Below are 20,102 nucleotides of genomic sequence, written 5' to 3' on the forward strand. Positions count from 1 at the left end.
TCCCAGGCGGAGCCGGGGCGGCCCGGCACACCGGCGAAGGGATCTCCACGCGAGGAGATCCCTTCGCGTACCGCCTCTCGGTCCTCTCGGACACGGACCCGGACCGCGACCTCAGCTGCCGGCGACGCCCGGGGAAGTCCCCGTCGCAAGCGGGTCACGCGCGCCTCGGGTGAGGCCGCCCAGGGGATCCAGCCGGTACGAGCCGGCCATGACGAGCCAGACGACGACCAGACTGCCGGGAGGCCCGAGCAGGGCGATCGGCAGGTGGGCGCCGAAGAAGCTGAAGAGGGCCAGCCAGACACCGGTGAGGATTCCGGGGTTCCTGAACAGAACGGGCCCGGAGAGCAAGGAGACGGTGATCAGCCACGTGGCCGCAATGACGTGGTCACCGAGACGCATCGGCATGTAGATGTCGTCGGGCACGAGGTTGAGCGTCATGATCCCGACCATCACGTCGATGGCGATCCAGCCGAACGCAGCGGCTCGGATGGTGGCGTGACATCGACCGAGGGCTCACAGGGGCAGGACGACGAGCCGTCCGGCGTCACGTCCGCCGGACGCGCGCCGCGACGCGACGCCGCGCGCAACCGAGGGCGGATCATCGATGCCGCGCGCGAGGTGTTCGCCGCCCAGGGCGTCGGAGCCGGCCTGAACGAGATCGCTCACCACGCAGGTGTCGGCATCGGCACGATCTACCGCCACTTCCCCGACAAACAGGTCCTCGTCGACGCCGCACTCGGTGACCGCTTCACGGAGTTGACGGCGCTGGTGGACCACGGCCTGGCCGCGGCCACGGCCTGGGAGGGGCTGACTCACGTCATGCGGCAGGCGGTGGCCATGAACGTCGCCGACCGCGGGCTGCGCGACATCGTTTTCAGCTCCGGGCACGGTCGGCGGCGCGCCGACGCGCTGCGTGATGGCCTGGCGCCGCGGCTGGTGCAGCTTCTCCAGCGCGCCCAGCGGGAGGGCGCGGTGCGTCCCGATCTGACGGTCGCCGACCTGGTCATGATCATGCTGATGCTCACGGAGTTCGCACACCGGATCTCTCCGGTTCGCCCGGATGCCTACAGCCGCTACCTGGAGCTGATCATCAGCTCACTGCGCCCGCAGTCGGCCGCCGATGACCTCGGTGTCGTACTGAGTGAAGCCGAGGTCCAGCAGATCGCCCGCCGATGGGCGGGCCCCACCCGCTGAGGCACGTCGCCCCTCCCCCAGCCGCCACTGCAAGCGAGACCAGCCATCACCGTCGCCCGAGGCCCCGGGCTCGGCAGTCAACACCCCTGCCCGGCCAGGCGGATCCGCGCTCCCCGAACAACGGACCGACCGACCTCGAAACGCCCGGCGCGCCCGACCAGGCCCCCAGGGGCTCTGCACTCCCCGGAGAACCACCTCCCGGATCTGCGCGCCCCCGGCTGCTCGCGCCGGCCGCTCTCCCGGCATGGCCGCCGACCGTAACCGAAAAAAGCCAAGGAGCGAGATTATCGCTAATCTATTGCATTCGTGAGAAGCCCTGTGAACACTGGGTTCCAGATGCAGAGCGCGCGACAGCGCACGAAACAGCGGGAGTACCCATGCGTGTGGCGAACATCGACGGACGGCTGACCCTGAGCCGCCCCGGTGGCCTTCTCGACGTCGCCGAGGCGAGCGGCGGTCGGTTCGGCCCGGACCCGCAGCAGGCGTTCGACGACTGGGAGGCCTTCTCCCGGTGGGCGCACGAACTCGTGCGCGACGGGCAGGCGGATTCCGGGCTGCGTCCCGCACCGGGTGACGGCGTGGTGTGGGGGCCTCCGGTCCCGCGCCCGGCCCAGGTCTTCGCCGTCGGGCTGAACTACCGCGACCACGTGATCGAGTCCGGGCTGTCCATCCCCGACGAGCCCGCCGTCTTCACCAAGTTCGCCACCTCGCTCACCGGGCACGACCGGCCGGTCACCCTGCCCGAAGGGCTGGTCGACTGGGAGGTCGAGCTCGTCGTGGTCATCGGACGCCGCTGCCACCTGGCCAGCCGCGAGACCGCCTGGTCCCATGTCGCCGGAGTCACCGTGGGCCAGGACCTGTCCGAGCGGCGGCTCCAGCTCACCGGGCCCGCGCCCCAGTTCTCCCTGGGCAAGTCGTACCCCGGCTTCGCTCCCACCGGCCCCGAACTGGTGACCGTGGACGAGCTCGCCGACCCGGACGACCTGGAGATCGGGTGCACGCTGGAGGGCGGGGAGGTGCTGCAGAAGAGCCGCACCTCCACCATGATCTTCGACGTCCCGGAGCTGATCGTCCGCCTGTCCGCCGTGTGTCCGCTGCTGCCCGGTGACCTCATCTTCACCGGCACTCCCGCCGGCGTTGGCGGAGCCCGTACCCCGCAGAAGTTCCTCGCGCCCGGTGACGTCCTCGTCAGCTGGATCGAGGGGCTCGGCGAGCTCCGCAACCCGATGCTGTCCTCCTGAACCACCGCGCCTGTCCCCGAGAGAAACAGTCCGTCTGAAGAAAGCCGGCCACCATGCCACTGCACCGCTTGACCCAGATCGTGATGGGCGTACCGAACGTCGAACAGACCGCCGCCTACTACGAGGAATTCGGCCTGACCCCCAGCACCGGCCCGCTGAACACCGTCGCCGCACCCGTGGGCGGAGTCGGCTTCTCCACCGTGGACGGCGGTGAGCAGCTGCGCATCGTGCACTCGCCCCGTCGGCGCCTGGTCGAGCTGGGCGTCGGCGCGGACGACCCGGACGACCTCGACCGGGTCGCGGCCTCCCTGTCGAAACTCGGCGTCCCCGTCGACCGAACCCCGGCCACCGTCTCCGCCGTCGACCCCGGCACCGAGCTGCTGGTCCGCGTCGAGCTCGCGCCCCGCTACGAGCAGGCGGCCACACCGCCGCCGCCGTACAACACCCCGGGGGTCAGCGCACGCCTGCACGAGCGCGCCCCGGGCATCCTGCGGGAGACCCCCGTCAGGCCGCGCAAGCTGGGACATGTCGTGCTCGGTTCCACCGCACAGGAGTTCTCGCAGCGGTTCTTCCAGGAAGGGATCGGCTTCAAGGTCAGCGACACCGTCCGTGGCCTGGCCGCCTTCATGCGCTGCTCCAGCGACCACCACAACGTGCTGGTCCAGCAGGCGCCGGTGGCCTTTCTGCACCACACGTCCTGGCAGGTCGACGACGTCGACGAGGTGGGCCGGGGTGCGACGGCCATGCTGGAGGCCGATCCCGGCCGGCACACCTGGGGCCTCGGACGGCATTTCATCGGCTCCAACTTCTTCTGGTACCTCAAGGACCCGGCCGGCACCTTCTCCGAGTACTACTCCGATCTGGACTGCATCGTCGACGACGCGCTGTGGAAGCCGAGCGAGTGGGAGGGCGCGAAGGCCCTGTGGGCCTGGGGGCCGCCCCCGCCGCCGTCCTTCCTCGCGCCCGAGGACCTCGCGGAACTCATGACGGGCGCCCACGCCGCCCCCGCCAAGTAGGAGCCCCCGACATGACCCCTCAATCGGACCGCACCACGGACAGCGACGTCCTGGTGGTCGGAGCCGGCCCGGTCGGCCTGGCGTGTGCCCTCCTCCTGGCGCGCGACGGGTGGACGGTGACCGTTCTCGAACGGTGGCCCTCCCCCTACCCCCGCCCTCGTGCCGTGCACTTCGACGACGAGGTCGCACGCCTGCTGGCCGGCGCCGGACTCGGCGACCGGCTCAGGGACCTCACCGAGCCCGCCGACACCTACGAGTGGCGCAACGCCGCCGGCGAGACACTGCTGCGATTCGACTGGTCCATGCTCGGCCCGTCCGGCTGGCCCACCGCGTCGATGATGTACCAGCCTGACCTGGAGAGGGCCCTCGTCGAAACCGCCGAAGCGGACCGGGCGATCACCATCCTGCGTGGCCACGAAGCCGTCGGCCTCGTCGAGAGGGCCGAGGGCGTACACATCACCACCCGCGACACCCACGGGGACGAGAACCACTTCACCGCACCGTGGGTCGTCGGCAGCGACGGAGCCAACAGCTTCGTGCGCACCCACATGCCGACCGGAATGCTCGACCTCGGCTTCTTCTACGACTGGCTGATCGTCGACGTCCATCCGCACGAGGAACGTGTCTGGAACCCCGTCAACCTCCAGATCTGCGACCCGGCCAGGCCCACCACCGTCGTCTCCGGAGGACCCGGGCGCAGGCGGTGGGAGTTCATGCGCATGCCGGGAGAGACGGTGGAGCAGCTCAACACCGAAGCCACCGCCTGGAGTCTCCTGGAGCCCTGGGACCTCACTCCGGACAACTGCACCCTGGAACGGCACGCCGTCTACACCTTCCAGGCGCAGTGGGCGGACATCTGGCGCTCGGGCCGGCTGCTCCTCGCGGGCGACGCAGCCCACCTGATGCCGCCCTTCGCCGGGCAGGGCATGTGCTCGGGCATCCGCGACGCGGCCAACCTCGCCTGGAAGCTCGGTCTCGTTCTCAAGGGCGAGGCCGATCCGGCGGTGCTGGACACCTACGGCGGCGAACGCGGCGCCCACGTCCAGCACGCCATCGCCAAGTCCGTCGAACTCGGCAAGGTCATCTGCGTCACCGACGCCGACGCCGCAGCCGGGCGGGACGCCGGCATGATCGGGCTCGGAGCGGACCCGGAGCGCATCCTGCCTCCGCTGCCCCCGTCCACGCTCCCCCACGGCATCATCTCAGGGGGCGCGCAGGGGCCGGATCCGTCGGCCGGGGTGCTCAGCATGCAGGCACGCGTCCGTCACCGCGGCCGTACCGGCCTGCTGGACGAGGTGGTCGGGCACGGCTTCGTGGTGGCCTCCACCGCCGACCCCCGCACCGTCCTCACGGCTGAGCAGCTCGCCTTCCTCGACCGCATCGGTGCCCGACTGCTGCAACTGGCCCCCGAAGGTGCCGAAGCCGCCGCGGAGGTCGCCGCCTTCGACGTCGACGACGTCTATCTGCCGCACCTGGCGGCAGCGGGACACATGGGCGTGGTGATCCGCCCCGACCACTACGTCTACGGCACGGCAGGCACCCCGCAGGAGTTGGCGGCCCTGGTCACCGGTCTCCGGCACCAGCTCTCCTCCCCCTCCGTCCCGACAGAGGCGGTACCCGGCTCCTCGGCCCTGGCAGGCGGCGTATGAACACGACAGACGGGAACCCTTCTCCCCCGGCACCGGTCTGGACCCCCGACCCGGCCACCGCCGCCCACTCGCGTATCGCCCGCTTCACCGAGTTCGTCGCGATCCGTACCGGTACGGCGCACGCCGACTACCGGTCGCTGTGGGAATGGTCGGTGGACGATCTCGCCGGGTTCTGGTCGGCGGTGTGGGAATTCTTCGACCTGCGCTCGAGCACCCCGTACGACGAAGTCCTCGACGAGGCGCCCATGCCGGCCACCCGCTGGTTCTCCGGCGCGCGGCTCAACTACGCCGAACACGCCCTGCGCGACGAGGGACCGCATCCGGCGATCCTCTCGGTCGGCGAGGACGGCACCACCACCCGCACCGGGCGGGACGAACTCCGGCGTCAGGTCGGCTCCTTGGCGGCCTGGATGCGCCGCAACGGCGTGACGGTCGGCGACCGGGTGGTCGGATACCTGCCCAACACCACGCACACCGTCGTCGCGTTCCTCGCCGCGGCCAGCATCGGAGCCGTATGGTCAGCCTGCGGGCAGGACTACGGGGCTCCCGGCGCCGCGACACGCTTCGCGCAGCTGGAACCCGTCATCCTGTTCGCCGCCGACGGCTACCGTTGGAACGGCAAGGAACACGATCGCCGTGCCGAATCGGACGCGCTGCGCGCCGCCCTGCCCACCGTGCGGCACACCGTCCGCGTGCCGTGCCTCGGACTTCCCGTGGACGATGACGCTCAGGTGTCCGACTGGGCCGAGGTGACCGGGGGTTCGGAGCAGCCCGTCTTCGAGCAGCTACCGTTCGACGCACCCCTGTGGGTGCTCTTCTCCTCCGGGACGACGGGCACGCCGAAGGGAATCGTGCACGGGCACGGCGGAGTGCTGCTGGACCATCACCGGCTGCTCGGTCTGCATCTCGACCTGAGTCCCGGCGACCGGTTCTTCTGGTACACCACCACGAACTGGATGATGTGGAACCTGGTGGTCTCCGGCCTGCTGATCGGCGCCACCGTCGTGCTGTACGACGGCAGCCCCACGTATCCGGAGCCCGGTCGGCTGTGGGACCTCGCGGCGGAACACCGCGCGGCCGTGCTCGGCGTGAGTCCCGGATATCTCCTCGCCTCCGCGAAGGCGGGCCTAGAACCAGGTCGTGACCTCGACCTTTCCGCTCTGCGGGGCCTCGGCTGCACCGGAGCCCCACTCCCTGCACAGCCCTACTACTGGGTCCGTGACCACGTCGGCGCACATGTCCAGGTCTCTTCCACGAGCGGGGGAACCGACATCGTCAGCGGATTCGCCGGGAGCGCGCCCACCACCCCGGTCTGGGCGGGTGAGATCTCCGCCCCGGTGCTCGGTGTCGCGTTGGAGGCCTGGGACGAGGACGGCCGTCCCGTGACCGACGAGGTGGGCGAACTCGTGGTCACCCGGCCGCTGCCGTCGATGCCCCTGTACTTCTGGAACGACCCCGACGGCTCCCGCTACCGTGACGCCTACTTCGCCTCCTATCCGGGTGCCTGGCGCCACGGTGACTGGATGACCCGTACGTCGCACGGCAGCGTCGTCGTCTCCGGCCGCTCCGACTCCACCCTCAACCGGCAGGGCGTACGGCTCGGCAGCGCCGACATCTACGCGGTCGTCGACGAGTTGCCCGGCATCCAGGAGAGCCTGGTCATCGGGGCGGAACTCGCCGACGGCACCTACTGGATGCCGCTGTTCGTCGTCATGGAAGTCGGCCACGAACTCACCGACGCGCTGCGCGACCGAATCGGCACCGCCATCCGAACGCGGGCATCGCCCCGGCACGTCCCCGACGACATCCTGGCCGTGCCGGCCGTGCCTCACACCCGGACAGGCAAGAAGCTGGAGGTGCCCGTCAAGCGTCTTCTCCAGGGTGCGCCGATCGGCAAGGTGGCCGGTCGCGAGGCCGTCGACGACATCGACGCCCTCGCGTACTTCAGCCGCTTCGCCCGATAGCACCGCTCACCGGACGGTCTCGGTGCTCTGCAACTGCCGCGAGATCGCCCGTGCGGTGGCACGCACGGCCGGTACGAACGCAGCCACGCCGATCGCACCCGACACACCCATTGACTATTTGCTATAGCGGAGTCAATGTTGCGTGCATGAGTTCCGATGCCCTCAGCCCCATGGAGACGACGTCGTTGGCCGACCAGGCCTACCGGCGGCTTCGCGCCGCCGTCCGTGAGGGATCGTTGCAACCGGGCGAGAAGATCACCGAACGCGATCTCGCCGCCCGCCTGGGGGTCAGCCCCACGCCCGTGCGTGAGGCACTGCGTCAGCTGGTGCACGAGAAGGTGGTGGAGCGCGTCGGGACCCGGGCGCTGCGGATCGCCGACCACTCGGCTTCCGCGCGTTCGGAGATCGTGGAGGCCGAGGTGCGGCTGTCGGCGCTCATGGCCCGCCTTGCCGCACGGAACGCCACCGATGCCCAGCTCGCGGATCTGGCCGGCGTGCTGGAGCGGGCCGACGCCCTGGTCGGACAGATCGAGCAGGACGTGGCCGAACACGGGGCGCACGCCGACACCACCGACAAGCTGGTGGCCATCCATCGCCTCATGCGCCGCTTCCACCACCAGGTGGAAGCGGCGGTCGGCAACCCGGTCCTCGAAGGACTGTTGCAACAGGCCCGCGCGTTCAGTGACGAGGAGCGCCTCGATCTGACGATCAAGCTCGCTCCGGAGCGCGCCGAGGCCTTCCGCCGGCGGTTCCGCGAGCATCGCAGCCTGCTCGACGCCCTGGTCGACCGGGACGAGGAGCGGGCCGAACTGCTGGCCGCACTTCACCATCGCGAGGCGCTGCATCAGCTCTCCAGCAGCTGACCGAACACCTCCGAGTGCCTGCCCATCGAACGACGACGATGGTCGGCGCACTCGTATCCCCTTGTTGCTATAGCATATGGCAAGGAGCCGCCATGCTGCATCACCACCCGGACGCGACCGCCACGGACGGCACACCCACCCTCGCGCCGCCCGCGCCCGCCCCCGGGAAACGGATGAGCGCGAGCGCGGTGCTGTGGGTCACCCTGGCGGTCTTCGCCCAGGAATCGGTCTGGAACTTCTACGACGCACAGGTCCCCGAGCAACTGCGCCACTACGTCGCGTCGGCCGGCGTCATCGGTCTGATCATGGGTCTCGACCACTCCTTGGGGATCTTCACCCAGCCGTCCGTGGGGTTCCTCTCCGACCGGCTCGTACGCCGCAGGGCGGGGCGGTGGCCGATCGTGCTCATCGGCGCCGTGATCGCCACGGTCCCGTTCGTCCTCATCCCCTGGGCGGGCAGTCTTCCCGTACTGATGGTGTGCGTCGTCGGGTTCGCCCTGGTCGCCAACGCCTTCAAGGGCGTCACCGAGACGCTGATATCCGACTACGTCCCCGCCGGCAGCCGCAGCAGGGCCCAGGGGTTCATCAAGGCCGGTGTCAGCCTGACCATCATCATCTCGTCCTTGATCAGCCTGCTGGTCGTGGACCGCAGCCTTCACCTGGCGTTCGCGATCCCCCCGGTCCTGATGCTCGTCATGCTCGGGCTGTCATGGATGTTCCTCGGCCGCCGGCACGAGCGGTCCGTCCTGCCCGAGCAACCCACCGACGGCGGCCAGGAAACACCGGAGTTCGCCTCTCCCTGGGCGGTCCTGAGGGACGCGGTGCGCAGCCCTTCGAGCCCGACGGTGCTGCTGATGATCGGAATCTTCTGCTTCTCGGGCATGTGGACCGCGCTGCGCTCGCTGAACACGCCGTACGGCACCGAGGTGCTCGGGCTGACCCGCGGCGAGGCCGGTGGGCTCGCCCTTCCCGGCGCCATCGCCTTCCTGGTGTGCGTGCTGCCGCTCGCCTACGGCTCCGACCGGCTCGGGCAACTGCGCGCCATGCGCTACGGCGTCGGGCTCTTCATCGTCGGCCTCCTGGTCGGCTTCGCCGTCCCGACGGTCCCCGGGACGGTCGTCTCGACGGTCCTCTCGTCCATCGGCTACGCCTCGTTCGCGGTCAACGCGCTGGTCGCGCTCTGGGACCTGGCCCCGACCCAGAAGGTGCTCGGCACCTACACCGCCCTCTACACCATCGCCTCCTCCGCCGGCATGGCCCTGGGCCCGGCGATCCTCGGCATCACCGTGGACCTCACCAGCTGGCGCTTCATGATGCTGAACGCCGCCGCCTTCGCCGCTGTCACCTTCGCCGTCTTCACCCTGCTGGCCCGCCGGACTCCCGACCGGAGTACGGCGTGAGGAACCGCTCCACCAGTACAACGAAAGGTCCTGACCCCATGGAATTCCGCATCCTCGCCCCGACCGGGGCACTGGGCGCCGGCTTCGACGCGGACGCGTTCCGTCGCGGCGTCGCAGCCCGTCCCCATGTGATCGCCTGCGACGCGGGGTCCACCGACTCCGGCCCCGCGGCCCTCGGCTCCGGTACGCCGAAGCTCTCGGCCCAGGCCGTCGCGCGCGACCTGCGGCTCCTGCTGAAGGCCCGCGACGAGCTGGGAGTGCCGCTCGTCATCGGTTCGTGCGGCACCTCCGGACGCGATGTCGGCGTCGACGAAGTAGCAGCCCTCACCCGCCGTATCGCCGGCGAGGAGAACCTGCACTTCACACTCGGACTGATCTACTCCGACCAGCCCGCCGACCGGCTCCGGGACCTCTACGACGCCGGCCGCATCCGGCCGCTCGCCAACGCACCCGAGATCGACCGGGAGTTGTTCGGGCGCAGCCACACGGTGGCGATGATGGGCGTCGAACCCATCCAGGAAGCGCTCGTCCAGGGCTGCGACGTCATCCTGGCCGGCCGTGCATCCGACACCGCCCTGTTCGCCGCCCTCCCCCACCTGCGAGGCGCCGATCCGGGTCTCGCCTGGCACCTGGCCAAGACCATCGAGTGCGGCGCCGCCTGCGCCGTCCCGCCGTCCGCCAACGGCCTGCTCGCCACGCTGCGCGACGACCACTTCGATGTCACCACCCTCGCCGACGGCACCCGGCTCACACCCCGCTCGGTCGCCGCCCACACCCTGTACGAGAACGCCGACCCGTTCCACATAGCCGAACCCTCAGGCGTACTGGACACCACCGACGCCACCTACGAAGCGGTGGACGAACAGACCGTCCGCGTCAGGGGCGCCCGCTACCTCCCCGCCGACGGCTACACCAACAAGCTCGAAGGTGCCGAACTCGTCGGCTATCAGACCGTCATCATCGGCGGGGTACGCGACCGCGTCGTCATCGACGCCCTGCCCAAGCTCCTGCCCTTCGCCCAGCAGTACTTCGACGCGAAGATCCTCGACGTCTTCGAAGGCTCGGTGGATCCGGCCTCCGTCGACATCGACTACCGCCTCTACGGCGGCGGGGCCGTCCTCACCGGTACGGAGCCCGAGCCGCTCCGGCCCCGCGAACTCGGTGTACTGATCACGGTGACCGCCCCCGACCAGGCCACCGCCCACGCCGTCGCCACCTTCGTCGCCCACGCCAGCAGCCACCTGCCCATCGCCGAGTACGACGGACTGGTCTCCACCCTCGCCTACCCCTATTCGCCCCCCGAGACGGACCGCGGACCGCTCTACCGTTTCACGCTCAACCACGTCGCCACCGGCATCACGCCCACCGAGCTGTTCCGCACCACCACCGAGGAGCTGTAGAACCCCATGGCCACCCTGCTCGACTACTGCTCCCTGGTCCGCTCCAAGAACGCCGGACCCTTCACCCTCACCTTCGACTTCATGTGCCACGACCGGGCCGCCTACGACGCACTGGTGGCCACCGGCTTCCTCGGCAGGAACCTCTTCGCGTCCCTCTACGGCACCGATCCCGATCGGATCCTCGTCGTCAACCACCCCGGCGCACTAGCCGTCAAGGTCTCCCTGCCCCGCCCCACCGTTCAGGGCGACCTCCACGACACCGACTGCTACGCCGGCCAGCAGTACGCCCCGCTCATGGACATGGAGCTGCCCGCGGCCCCCTGACGTTGCCCGCCCTCCTCCTCACGCACTCCGGAGCCGCACCCATGCCCACCGAACGTCCCCTTTCCCCTTGGCACCTGCCTCCCGACCACCCCGCACAGCTCTTCCTCACCGGGTCCACGCCCCTGTTCGCGCTCGCCGGCGACCCGCGCGTCTCCTACTGCCTGTACGTTCCCCGTGGCCACAGCAACACCGGTGAACCCTGCCCCCTCGTCGTGGCCGTCCACGGCACCCGCCGAAACGTCGGTCGGGTCCGCGACCACTTCGCCGACTTCGCCGAGGAACACAACTGCGTCGTCCTCGCCCCGCTGTTCCCTGCCGGACTCACCGGCCCCAACGACCTCGACAGCTACAAATTCTTCACCGAGCCGGGCATCCGGCCCGACCTTCTCCTGCTCGACATGATCAGGGAGGCGGCCGGCCGGTGGCACATCCGAACCGACCGCTTCCACCTCCACGGCTTCTCCGGCGGCGGCCAGTTCGCGCACCGCTTCTTCTACCTCCACCCCCACAGCCTGGCCTCGCTCTCCGTGGGCGCTCCGGGCCGCACCACCCTCCTCGACGAACAAACCCGCTGGTGGCGGGGCACCGCCGACAGCACGGAGCTCTTCGGTGTCGCTCCGGACCCCACGGCCATGGCTGACGTACCCGTACAGCTCGTCATCGGGGAACACGACACCCACATCGAGGTCTGGGAGGGTGCGGAACAACCGGGCAGCCGCATGGACCGCCTGCGCGAACTGCGCGAGAACTGGGACCGGCACGGCATCGCCACACGACTGGACGTCGTCAGCGACGCCGGACACAGCGATGTCGCCGTCATCCCGGCCGTGCTCTCCTTCCTGTCCGGCCAGATCGCGGCGCCGGCGAGCTCACGGCACACGTGAGCAGCAGGGCCTCAGCGCTGTCCGCGGTCATCGGCACCGGGACCGTGTCAGTGGGCGCCGGGCTCGGCGGCGATGCGCTCCAGTACGGCGTCGAGGTCGGCGCGGGACCACCAGGAACCATCCCTCATCACTCCCGCGATCGCGCGGAGGGCGGTGTGGCTCTCCAGCGGATCCTCGTCCAGGAGCACCAGGTCAGCGGGCATGCCGGGCGCGATCCGGCCGAACCGGCCTTCCTCGCCGAGGAATCGGGCCGGCTCGGTCGTCGTCATCCGCAGGATGGTCAGAGGGTCGAGCCCGGCTTCGGCCAGGTGGCCGAACTCGTCGTGAAGGGCGAAGCCCGGGATGATTCCCGCGGCCCCGCACGCGTCGGTTCCCGCGATCATCGGCACTCCGGCATCGGCGAAGGTCTTGGTCATCCGCAGTTGCGCGTCCCAGTGGTTGCGCAGGGCGTTGCGGGTGACGTCGGGGAGCCTGGAGAACTTCTTCGCCGACTTGTCCCAGGTGCGCAGCTCCTCGGGAGCCATGTACCGGCGCCTCGGGTCCTCGGTGTGTTCCGGCGAGTCACCGAACTGCTGGGTGTGGACCCGGATCAGGGTCGGGCACTGCCAGGTGGTGTGTTCGACGAACAGGGCCGCCAGTTCCTCGGCCTTCCGCTGGTCGTAGGAGCCGTCGGCCAGGTCGTAGGCGTGCGCTTCGACCTCGGACGTGCTGGTCGCGGGGTTCGTGACCATGCCCTTGATCAGCTTCATCGCCAGCTTCTCGGCGCCGGGGATCTTGATCCTGGGGATCGGCGGGAGCTTGCGGGTGGGGTTGCCGGCGCGGACCTCGCTCTCCTTGGAGGAGGCCGCGGCGAACACGGTGACACCGGGGCCGAGGTGTTCGACCGACCACACCCCGGCGCGCGCGGCCTCGCGGGGGTCGAGGTCGGCGGGCAGGTGGCCGCCGAGGCGGATCCCGAGGCGGTTCGCCTCCTGGAGGGCCGCGAGGAAGGTGTCCCGGGTCGTCATGCCCGCCTTGACGAAGTCGGCGCCGTCCCGGTGCTGTTCGCGCACGGCCTGCACCGCGCCGTCGGCGGTGCTCGCGTTCAGGGGGGTCAGCAGGTCACCGGCCGTCGCCTTGAGCGCGGGGGCGCCGGCCGACTGCGGAAGGGTGCCCTGGTTCCTGGCTTTCAGCAGCGCCCTGTTCCCCGACATCTGGCGGAAGCCGACCACCCCGTTGGCGAGCATCAGCGCATACGTGCCGTCGACGTCCTTCGGAGTGTTCAGGGCGTGCATGTGCATGTCCATGAATCCCGGAACGACGAACCGGCCCCGCCCCTCCAACACGTGTGCGTCCGTGGCGGGTGCGCCGGTCGCCGTCACCGACGTGATCCGGCCCCCTTCCACCACCACGTCCTGACCGGGGGTGCGGCGCCCGTCCAGTGGGTCGACCACGGTGACATCCCTGACCACCACGCGCCCGTTGACCGAGGACGGCTCGACGTACCTGCTCATGCTTCTCCTTGGTGTCATCACGACGGTGTCCTCACGATTCAGTGCTTGCGGCTACGGCCTTCGGGCGGCCGTCACCCGGTGAACAGCCGGCGCGCGTTGCGGGTGGTGAGGTCCCGCCAGGTGTCGGTGGCGGACGGCTGCGCCGCCGCGTCGACGGACGCGACCTGGGCGAGCGCACCTTCGGCAGGTGTCCAGCAGTAGTCGCTGCCGTACAGCAGGCGCTCGGTGCCGAACGCGGCGTCCAGGGCCGGAATCTGACGCGGGAAGGGCGTCCCGGCCATGTCGTACCAGACGCGGCCGAGCTCCTTCAGGGCGCTGGGCGCGTCCGTGGAGCCGTCGCGGAACACGGCGCCGAACATGTCGATGCGGTCGGCGAGCAGCGGCAGCGCTCCCCCGCCGTGGGTCAGCACCCAGCGAATCCGCGGAAAGCGGGTGAACACTCCGCGCAGGAGCAGGTCGCTCGCGGCGCGGGCGGTGTCGAGGAGGAACTCCAGCATCGGCCGGGGCCGGCCCAGGGCGACATCGTCGGCGTGGGGCGGTGAGGTGGGGTGGACGAAGACGAGGGCTCCGCGGCGGTCGAGGTCCTCCCACAGCGGTTCGAAGCGCGGGTCGCCGAGGTAGACGCCGTGGTGGTTGGTCTCCACGGCCACCCCGTCCGCACCGAGCACGTCGAGTGAGTGGGCGGCTTCGGCGAGCGAGCCCTCGACGTCGGGCAGCGGCAGGGAGGCGAAGTGACCGAACCGCTGCGGACGCTCGCTGCGGACCCCGGCGCCGAACTCGTTGACCTCACGCGCGAGAGCGCGGGCGGCGTCGTCGTTCCCGAAGTGCACGCCGGGTGAGGAGATCGAGAGGTAGGACTTCTCGGTGCCCGAGCGGTCCATCAGGTCGAGGTGCCGCTCGACGCTCCACGTGGGCCAGCCGGGCATTCCGTCGGGGTGTTCGATCCCGGCGGACCGGGCGGCGGCGACATAGCCGTCGGTGACGAAGTGGGCGTGGACGTCGACGAGACCGGTCGGGGTCATGGGGGCTCCCTGGGTTGCGGGTCCGTACCCGAACCAGCGTAGGAACGTGACCGTAGGATGGAATGAGTGATGCCAATCAATGAAACGCCGGGTTCCGACAGCGGCACCCGGCCACGGCGCGGAAAGAAGCCGGCCGAGGGCCAACCGGTCGTCGACCGGGCGTTCGCCCTGCTCAACGCGTTCGACAGCGACCACCGGGCGCTGTCTCTCGCCGGCCTGGCGCAGCGGGCCGGCATGCCTCGCAGCAGTGCGCTGCGACTCGCCCGCGCTCTCGTCCGTCTGGGTGCGCTGGAACGTCTCGACGACGGGCGCTACGTCGTGGGGCTGCGGTTGCTGGAGACGGCGTCCCTGGCACCGCGTGGCCACGGGCTGCGGTCCGTGGCCATGCCCTTCATGGAAGACCTCTTCCACGTCACACGACAGCACGTGCTGCTCGCCGTGCGCGAGCAGCAGGAGGCCCTGCTCGTCGAACGGCTTTCGGCGCTCGACGCCAGCCCGGTGCAGTACCGCGTGGGAGGCCGGCTTCCGCTCGCGGCCACCGGCGCCGGCCTGGTGCTGCTCGCCTTCGCTCCGGCGGCCGTCCAGGACCACGCCATCGACACGTACGAGCCCGGGAACGGCCATGACGGCATCTCCACCTCCGCCGACCTGCGCCGCATGCTCGCCGAGGTACGGCGCGGTGATCACGCTTTCGGCCGGCAGAGTCGTCCCTGGCCCGTGAGTACCGTGGCCGCGCCGGTGCGGGACGGCGGCGAGGTGGTGGCGGCGTTGTCGGTCGTCGCGCCCAGTACCGGCTTCGCGGAGGCGGGTTACAGCCCGGCGGTGCGGGCCACCGCCCGCGCGATCTCCCGTCGGCTGGAGGAGGAAGGACACCGGGCTGCTCGTGCCGGCGGCTCCCCTGCCTCGCCGTGACGAAAGCACGCAGGAGGGCTGGAGCCTGTGCCGCCGCTCCGGTACCGGGCAAAGGGTCCGCCCACCCGGTTCGTCCTCATGTGCCGTCCTCCGGGCCGGAGCTCAGAGATCCCACCAGCCGAACGCGTGGGGGGCGAGCCGGCGGATCCAGCCGGAGGGGGCGGGATCGTGGTGAACCGTCATGACGCCGTCCTTGCCGTCGTGAGAGCAGCGTGCGCTGCGTTGCCGCGCGGGGTGCCTCCGGACCACTGCCCTACGGCTGCCGTCGGAAGCCGTGCCCTGCCCTCGGAACCCACCACGCTTCGGGGCGCGCCGATGCACCTGGGCGAGGAACTCGGGCGGTACCACCGGGACTACGTACGGCCTGGTTCGGTACGGCTACGCGACCGCGTCGGGCTCTTCCTCGATCACGGTGCGCAGGGCCTCGGAGGTGCGGTCGATGTGCCGGGCGAGGAGTTCGACCGCCGCGTCGGCGTCCTTGGCCAGCACGGCATCGACGAGCGCCTGGTGTTCGCCTGCGACGTCGCGTTCGGTGTCGTGGCCGACGGGCCACGACCAGCGCCGGTAGAGCGTGGCCGCGTCCCGCAGGCTGAGGGCGGCGGCCAGCAGCCGGGCGTTGCCACACCCTTCCAGCAGGGTCTGGTGGAAGCGCTCGTGCACGGGGAACCAGTCGCTGTTCAGGGTTCCGTCGTCCCGTACCCCGGCGGTGCCGGCCAGGTGGTGGTGGGCCGCGACGACGGACGACTCCCACTTGATGCCACCGCGCTCCATCGACCGGCGCAGGACCAGGGTCTCGATCTCGACCCTGGCCTCCGTCAGTTCGTTCAGATCCGCCAGCGACACCGTGACCACGCTGAAGCCCTGCTGCGGTGCGGCGTGGACGAGCCCCTGCTCGGACAGGCGGGTGAGAGCTTCTCGCACGACCGACTGACTGACCGAGAAGCGCTGGGACAGCTCCACCAGGCGCAGCCGCTGCCCCGGCTCGAACACCCCTTGGAAGATGTCCTCGCGGATCTGCGCGTAGACGACGCCGCCCCTTGTTGCCTTTTCACCAGCCATGACCACACACCGTAGCAGATGAACGACACTCCTTGAAATTATCGTTAATTTTCCCCCGCCGACTCATCGCGCTTGCCGGCACGTAGAGCCTTCTGGGGACCGCTGGCCGGGGCAACGTAGACACAGTGTTTCCTTTTCACGGGCAGAGATGCAGATGACAGGGCAGGATCACCGTCCACGAAGAGATACAGAATGTTTCCTTTCACTCGTTGACGTGCTGCATAGGTCTCCGTAGGTTGTGCTCATCGAGGGCGTCCCCATCCCGCGCCCGAACCGTCAGGCGTTCGGAGCCCGCACACCATGACCAAGAGTCCCCGCGCCGAGTTGGTGCACCGGAAGGTGCTCGACGCCGCAGCGACCCTGCTGGCCGAGCTCGGTTATCTGGAACTGACGATGGACAAGGTCGCGGTTCTGGCGGGTGTGACCCGCAAGACCGTCTACCACCGGTGGCCCCACAAGGCGGCACTGGTGGGTGAGTTGCTGATCTCGCAGGCACGGGTCGAAGCCGTGCCTGATCACGGCGACACCCGCCTTGAGCTGAGGTCCCTGCTCGACATGGTGCTGAGGGACGTCCGCGGTGAAGGGGGTGCGATCCTCCCCGCGCTCTGGGCGAACATGGGTGACCCCTCGGTCATGGAGCGCTTTCGGCACGAGGTGCTGCTGCCGCGCCGGCAGAACGCCCGAACCGTGATCCAGCGCGGAATCGCACGCGGCGACATCCCGGCCGACGTGGATGCGGACCTTCTGATCGACACCTGGTCGGGCGTCGCCATGTTCCGTACCGAGGTCCGTTCCGACGCTTTCCTGCCTGAGCAGGTCGACGAACTCGTCGACCTCGTGATGACGGGCCGAGTGCCCAGGATCCGTCCCCGCACCGCACGCTGACGGACCACCCACCGCCGTGCCGACGGCACCCCCTTGCCCGTACGCCTGCCCCGGAGGTATCCCCAGCCATGCCCGGATCCGCATCGAGTCGACTTGTCGACCCCGTACGCACGCTGCTCGTTTCCATGGTGCTGGTGGAGGTCACCAGCGGTTTCACTCAGCAGTACCTCTCGCCGCTGCTTCCGGGGATCGGTGTGCGCAGCGGCATCACCTCCGCCCAGATCAGCTGGATCTACGTCGTCCAGACGGTCAGCATGGCCGTTCTCACCCCGGTGCTCTCCCGCCTCGGTGACAGCCACGGCTACCGGCGCATCCTGCGGCTGTCCGTCGGCATGGTCACCGTCGGCTCACTGCTGATGGCCCTGTGGCCCACCCTGCCGTTGCTCCTCCTCGGCGCCGTCCTGCAGGGCGGCGTGGTCGGCTTCATGCCGCTCATGATCGGAATCCTGCGCAACCGGGCCGGTGACGAGGCTTCGCGCCGTGGCATCGGCATCCTCGTCGGCGCGCTGCTCCTGGCGACCGGGTTCGGCGGGATCGTGGCCGGTGTCTTCGGTGCGAGTGATGCCAGGCACGGCCTGTGGGTGGGCGTCGCCGCCGGTGTCCTCGGCCTCGTCGCCTGCGTGGTGATGCCGGATGCCGACACCCGGCCCTCCGCCGAGCGCTTCAGCATGACGGCCTTCGGCCTGCTCACCGTCGGCCTGGCCGGAGTCGTCCTCGCTCTCTCCCAGGGCTCCGCCTGGGGTTGGACCTCGGCCGCCACCCTGCTCAGCGGTGCCGTCGGGCTGGCCGCCCTCGCCTTGTGGCCGTATGCCGAGCTCCGCACGGACCGTCCGATGGTGGACGTCCGGGTCTTCCGCAACCGGCGGATCGCGGTGCTCAGCGTGGTGACCTTCTTCCTCGCCTTCTCCACACTCGGCTCGATCGTCGTCAACGCGACCTTCCTCGCAGCGGATCCGGCTTCCGGCGGGTACGGGTTCGGGCTCGATTCCGACGCCATCGGCTGGGCTCTGCTGGCCTTCATCGCGGCGGGGATCACCGCGTCGTCCCTGACGCCCTTCGCGCTGCGCCGCATCGGGGACCGCGCCACGCTTCTCGCCGGTGGTGTCGCCACCGCCATCGGCTTCGCCGGGCTGGCGCTCGCCCACGACGACCTCACCGTGTTCCTGATCCTCACCGCCTTCAACGGCATCGGCCTGGGCGTCTTCGAATCGGCGACCCGGGCCCTGTCCGTCGAGGCGGTTCCGCAGGACGACACCGCGATCGCCGCCGGCATCAACGAACTCGTACTGTCCCTGGGCGCGGCCGTCGGTGCCGCCGCGCTCAGTGCCGCCCTGGCAGCTCACTCCGACGTCACCGGTCACGTGGCGACAGGCGGCTACACCACCGGCTGGTGGATGTGCTGTGCGGGCGGCGTACTCGCCGGAATCTCCGCCCTGCTCCTGCGGAGGCAGTCCCCCCTCCCGGGCACCGAGGTGCCCGCCCCCCTACCCCAGCCGACCTCCTCGTACTGACCTCCACCCAAGGAGCCCCCGTGAGCACCCCCGCTCAGCAGGACACCGCCCGGCACCACACGGCTCAGCACCGCATTGCCCTGCGCGACACCGTTCGCGACCGGGCGCACGCCTGGCGCGCGCGCCTGGTGGAGCTCAGCCACCGCTTGCACGCCGACCCCGAAACAGCCTTCGAGGAGCACCGGTCGGCCGAAGCAGTGGCCGCTCTCGCCGAGTCCGCCGGATTCTCCGTCGAGCGCCGAGCGGGCTCCCTGCCCACCGCCTTCACCGCGACACTGGGCACCGGCGAGCTGGTCATCGCGCTCTGCGCCGAGTACGACGCGCTCCCGGGACTCGGCCACGCCTGCGGCCACAACGTCAACGGCACGGCCGCCCTCGGCGCGGCGATCGCACTCGGCGCCGTCGCCGATGAGCTCGGCATCACGGTGAAGCTGATCGGCACTCCCGCGGAGGAGGACGCCGGGGGCAAGGTGCTCCTCATCGAGGCCGGAGTCTTCGACGACGTGGCTGCCGCGATGATGGTGCACGCAGCCCCCTCCGACAGCGTCGGAGGATCCTCCCTCGCCATCAGCGGCTGGGACGTCGTCTACACCGGCCGGGCAGCACACGCCGCCGCCGCGCCCTGGGAAGGCGTCAACGCCCTCGACGCACTCACCGTGGCGCAGACGGCCATTGGTCTGCTCCGCCAGCAACTCCCCGGCAGCACCGTGGTGAGCGGCATCATCACCGACGGCGGTTCGGCGGCCAACGTCATTCCCGACCGGGCTGCCGCCCACTTCGAGATGCGTGCCCCCACCCTGGAACGGCTTCGGGCGGTCCAGGCCCGGGTCCGCGCCTGCTTCGAGGCGGGCGCCCTCGCCACCGGCGCGTCCGTGACCATCGAACCCCGGGGCAACGAGTTCGCGGACCTGCGCCAGGACCCGGCGATGAGCGAGATCTACGCGAGTGCGGTCACCGCCCTCGGCCGCACCCTCGACGAGGAGCCCGGCCTCGGCGGCTCCACGGACATGGGCAACGTCTCTCACGTCGTCCCGGCCATCCATCCGATGATCGGCTACGACACGGGCGGCGCCCATCAGCACACCGTCGAGTTCGCGGCGGCCGGCACCACCCCGGCCGCCGACCTGGCGATCCTCGACGGCGCCGTCGCCATGGCCTGGACCGCGGTCGAGCTCGCCAGCGACCCGCAGCAGCGTCGGCGGCTCCTGGCCAGGAGCCGCCCGGCGGCCACCTGACGGGGACCGACCGGACGCGGACCGGACGCAGCCCCGCATCGATACACCCG

The 20,102-nt window shown here is 70.3% G+C and carries 18 protein-coding genes; 14 read left to right on the forward strand and 4 right to left on the reverse strand.

Annotated elements, in window-relative coordinates:
- Nucleotides 1–111: 111 nt before the first annotated feature.
- On the reverse strand, nucleotides 112–438 hold the full coding sequence (locus tag OG521_03380) for a hypothetical protein (protein WUW19874.1): 327 nt from the start codon (nucleotides 436–438) through the stop codon (nucleotides 112–114).
- Nucleotides 439–495: 57 nt separating this feature from the next.
- On the opposite strand from OG521_03380, the gene OG521_03385 reads away from it, so the two are divergent.
- The 10 genes from OG521_03385 to OG521_03430 all read left to right on the forward strand — a co-directional run bounded on the left by OG521_03385 (nucleotide 496) and on the right by OG521_03430 (nucleotide 11,935).
- Nucleotides 496–1,194 carry a TetR/AcrR family transcriptional regulator gene (locus OG521_03385; protein ID WUW19875.1) on the forward strand — a complete coding sequence of 233 codons (699 nt, stop codon included), beginning with the start codon at nucleotides 496–498 and terminating at the stop codon, nucleotides 1,192–1,194.
- A 377-nt stretch (nucleotides 1,195–1,571) separates the two neighbouring features.
- A complete protein-coding gene (locus OG521_03390; protein WUW19876.1) occupies nucleotides 1,572–2,435 on the forward strand; it encodes a fumarylacetoacetate hydrolase family protein in 864 nt (287 codons plus the stop codon).
- 53 nt (nucleotides 2,436–2,488) lie between these two features.
- Nucleotides 2,489–3,451, forward strand: coding sequence for a VOC family protein (locus OG521_03395; GenBank protein ID WUW19877.1), 963 nt, complete (start codon nucleotides 2,489–2,491; stop codon nucleotides 3,449–3,451).
- Between the two features lie 11 nt (nucleotides 3,452–3,462).
- Nucleotides 3,463–5,100, forward strand: coding sequence for a bifunctional 3-(3-hydroxy-phenyl)propionate/3-hydroxycinnamic acid hydroxylase (locus OG521_03400; GenBank protein WUW19878.1), 1,638 nt, complete (start codon nucleotides 3,463–3,465; stop codon nucleotides 5,098–5,100).
- Nucleotides 5,097–7,064: an acetoacetate--CoA ligase gene (locus tag OG521_03405; protein ID WUW19879.1), complete on the forward strand. Its 1,968-nt coding sequence runs from the start codon at nucleotides 5,097–5,099 to the stop codon at nucleotides 7,062–7,064. Before OG521_03400 ends, OG521_03405 begins: the two co-directional genes overlap by 4 nt.
- 146 nt (nucleotides 7,065–7,210) lie before the next feature.
- Complete coding sequence (locus tag OG521_03410) at nucleotides 7,211–7,927, forward strand: GntR family transcriptional regulator (GenBank protein WUW19880.1); 717 nt, start codon at nucleotides 7,211–7,213, stop codon at nucleotides 7,925–7,927.
- Between the two features lie 92 nt (nucleotides 7,928–8,019).
- Entirely contained in the window at nucleotides 8,020–9,327 is a 1,308-nt protein-coding gene (locus tag OG521_03415; GenBank protein ID WUW19881.1) for an MFS transporter, read from the forward strand.
- A gap of 38 nt (nucleotides 9,328–9,365) precedes the next feature.
- Nucleotides 9,366–10,727 (forward strand): DUF1446 domain-containing protein, encoded by a 1,362-nt coding sequence (locus tag OG521_03420; GenBank protein WUW19882.1) that lies wholly within the window; start codon nucleotides 9,366–9,368, stop codon nucleotides 10,725–10,727.
- Nucleotides 10,728–10,733: 6 nt separating this feature from the next.
- The gene (locus OG521_03425) at nucleotides 10,734–11,051 is read left to right on the forward strand and encodes a DUF4387 domain-containing protein (protein WUW19883.1); all 318 of its coding nucleotides are present in this window, start codon (nucleotides 10,734–10,736) and stop codon (nucleotides 11,049–11,051) included.
- Between the two features lie 41 nt (nucleotides 11,052–11,092).
- Nucleotides 11,093–11,935, forward strand: coding sequence for a poly(aspartic acid) hydrolase (locus OG521_03430; protein ID WUW19884.1), 843 nt, complete (start codon nucleotides 11,093–11,095; stop codon nucleotides 11,933–11,935).
- Between the two features lie 47 nt (nucleotides 11,936–11,982).
- On the opposite strand, the gene OG521_03435 is transcribed toward OG521_03430, so the two are convergent.
- Complete coding sequence (locus OG521_03435) at nucleotides 11,983–13,428, reverse strand: amidohydrolase family protein (GenBank protein WUW19885.1); 1,446 nt, start codon at nucleotides 13,426–13,428, stop codon at nucleotides 11,983–11,985.
- 71 nt (nucleotides 13,429–13,499) lie between these two features.
- On the reverse strand, nucleotides 13,500–14,450 hold the full coding sequence (locus OG521_03440; GenBank protein WUW19886.1) for an amidohydrolase: 951 nt from the start codon (nucleotides 14,448–14,450) through the stop codon (nucleotides 13,500–13,502).
- 69 nt (nucleotides 14,451–14,519) lie between these two features.
- Here OG521_03440 and OG521_03445 point away from each other — a divergent pair, with 69 nt between their 5' ends.
- Nucleotides 14,520–15,362 carry an IclR family transcriptional regulator gene (locus tag OG521_03445; GenBank protein WUW19887.1) on the forward strand — a complete coding sequence of 281 codons (843 nt, stop codon included), beginning with the start codon at nucleotides 14,520–14,522 and terminating at the stop codon, nucleotides 15,360–15,362.
- 378 nt (nucleotides 15,363–15,740) lie between these two features.
- On the opposite strand, the gene OG521_03450 is transcribed toward OG521_03445, so the two are convergent.
- The gene (locus OG521_03450) at nucleotides 15,741–16,421 is read right to left on the reverse strand and encodes a GntR family transcriptional regulator (protein ID WUW19888.1); all 681 of its coding nucleotides are present in this window, start codon (nucleotides 16,419–16,421) and stop codon (nucleotides 15,741–15,743) included.
- A gap of 300 nt (nucleotides 16,422–16,721) precedes the next feature.
- Here OG521_03450 and OG521_03455 point away from each other — a divergent pair, with 300 nt between their 5' ends.
- The 3 genes from OG521_03455 (at nucleotide 16,722) to OG521_03465 (ending at nucleotide 20,052) form a co-directional block, all read left to right on the forward strand.
- A complete protein-coding gene (locus tag OG521_03455; GenBank protein WUW19889.1) occupies nucleotides 16,722–17,306 on the forward strand; it encodes a TetR/AcrR family transcriptional regulator in 585 nt (194 codons plus the stop codon).
- Nucleotides 17,307–17,374: 68 nt separating this feature from the next.
- Complete coding sequence (locus OG521_03460) at nucleotides 17,375–18,817, forward strand: MFS transporter (GenBank protein ID WUW19890.1); 1,443 nt, start codon at nucleotides 17,375–17,377, stop codon at nucleotides 18,815–18,817.
- 20 nt (nucleotides 18,818–18,837) lie between these two features.
- Nucleotides 18,838–20,052, forward strand: a complete 1,215-nt coding sequence (locus tag OG521_03465; GenBank protein WUW19891.1) for an amidohydrolase — start codon at nucleotides 18,838–18,840, stop codon at nucleotides 20,050–20,052.
- The last annotated feature ends 50 nt before the right edge of the window (nucleotides 20,053–20,102 follow it).

The sequence above is a fragment of the Streptomyces sp. NBC_01463 genome (assembly GCA_036227345.1).
Classification (GTDB): Bacteria; Actinomycetota; Actinomycetes; order Streptomycetales; family Streptomycetaceae; genus Streptomyces.

Bases quoted from the DNA above. Each gene is read 5' to 3' on its own strand.
- OG521_03380 (WUW19874.1), bottom strand. From the start codon at position 438: ATGACGCTCAACCTCGTGCCCGACGACATCTACATGCCGATGCGTCTC.
- OG521_03390 (WUW19876.1), top strand. From the start codon at position 1,572: ATGCGTGTGGCGAACATCGACGGACGGCTGACCCTGAGCCGCCCCGGT.
- OG521_03395 (WUW19877.1), top strand. From the start codon at position 2,489: ATGCCACTGCACCGCTTGACCCAGATCGTGATGGGCGTACCGAACGTC.
- OG521_03400 (WUW19878.1), top strand. From the start codon at position 3,463: ATGACCCCTCAATCGGACCGCACCACGGACAGCGACGTCCTGGTGGTC.
- OG521_03405 (WUW19879.1), top strand. From the start codon at position 5,097: ATGAACACGACAGACGGGAACCCTTCTCCCCCGGCACCGGTCTGGACC.
- OG521_03410 (WUW19880.1), top strand. From the start codon at position 7,211: ATGAGTTCCGATGCCCTCAGCCCCATGGAGACGACGTCGTTGGCCGAC.
- OG521_03415 (WUW19881.1), top strand. From the start codon at position 8,020: ATGCTGCATCACCACCCGGACGCGACCGCCACGGACGGCACACCCACC.
- OG521_03420 (WUW19882.1), top strand. From the start codon at position 9,366: ATGGAATTCCGCATCCTCGCCCCGACCGGGGCACTGGGCGCCGGCTTC.
- OG521_03425 (WUW19883.1), top strand. From the start codon at position 10,734: ATGGCCACCCTGCTCGACTACTGCTCCCTGGTCCGCTCCAAGAACGCC.
- OG521_03430 (WUW19884.1), top strand. From the start codon at position 11,093: ATGCCCACCGAACGTCCCCTTTCCCCTTGGCACCTGCCTCCCGACCAC.
- OG521_03435 (WUW19885.1), bottom strand. From the start codon at position 13,428: ATGAGCAGGTACGTCGAGCCGTCCTCGGTCAACGGGCGCGTGGTGGTC.
- OG521_03440 (WUW19886.1), bottom strand. From the start codon at position 14,450: ATGACCCCGACCGGTCTCGTCGACGTCCACGCCCACTTCGTCACCGAC.
- OG521_03445 (WUW19887.1), top strand. From the start codon at position 14,520: ATGCCAATCAATGAAACGCCGGGTTCCGACAGCGGCACCCGGCCACGG.
- OG521_03450 (WUW19888.1), bottom strand. From the start codon at position 16,421: ATGGCTGGTGAAAAGGCAACAAGGGGCGGCGTCGTCTACGCGCAGATC.
- OG521_03455 (WUW19889.1), top strand. From the start codon at position 16,722: ATGACCAAGAGTCCCCGCGCCGAGTTGGTGCACCGGAAGGTGCTCGAC.
- OG521_03460 (WUW19890.1), top strand. From the start codon at position 17,375: ATGCCCGGATCCGCATCGAGTCGACTTGTCGACCCCGTACGCACGCTG.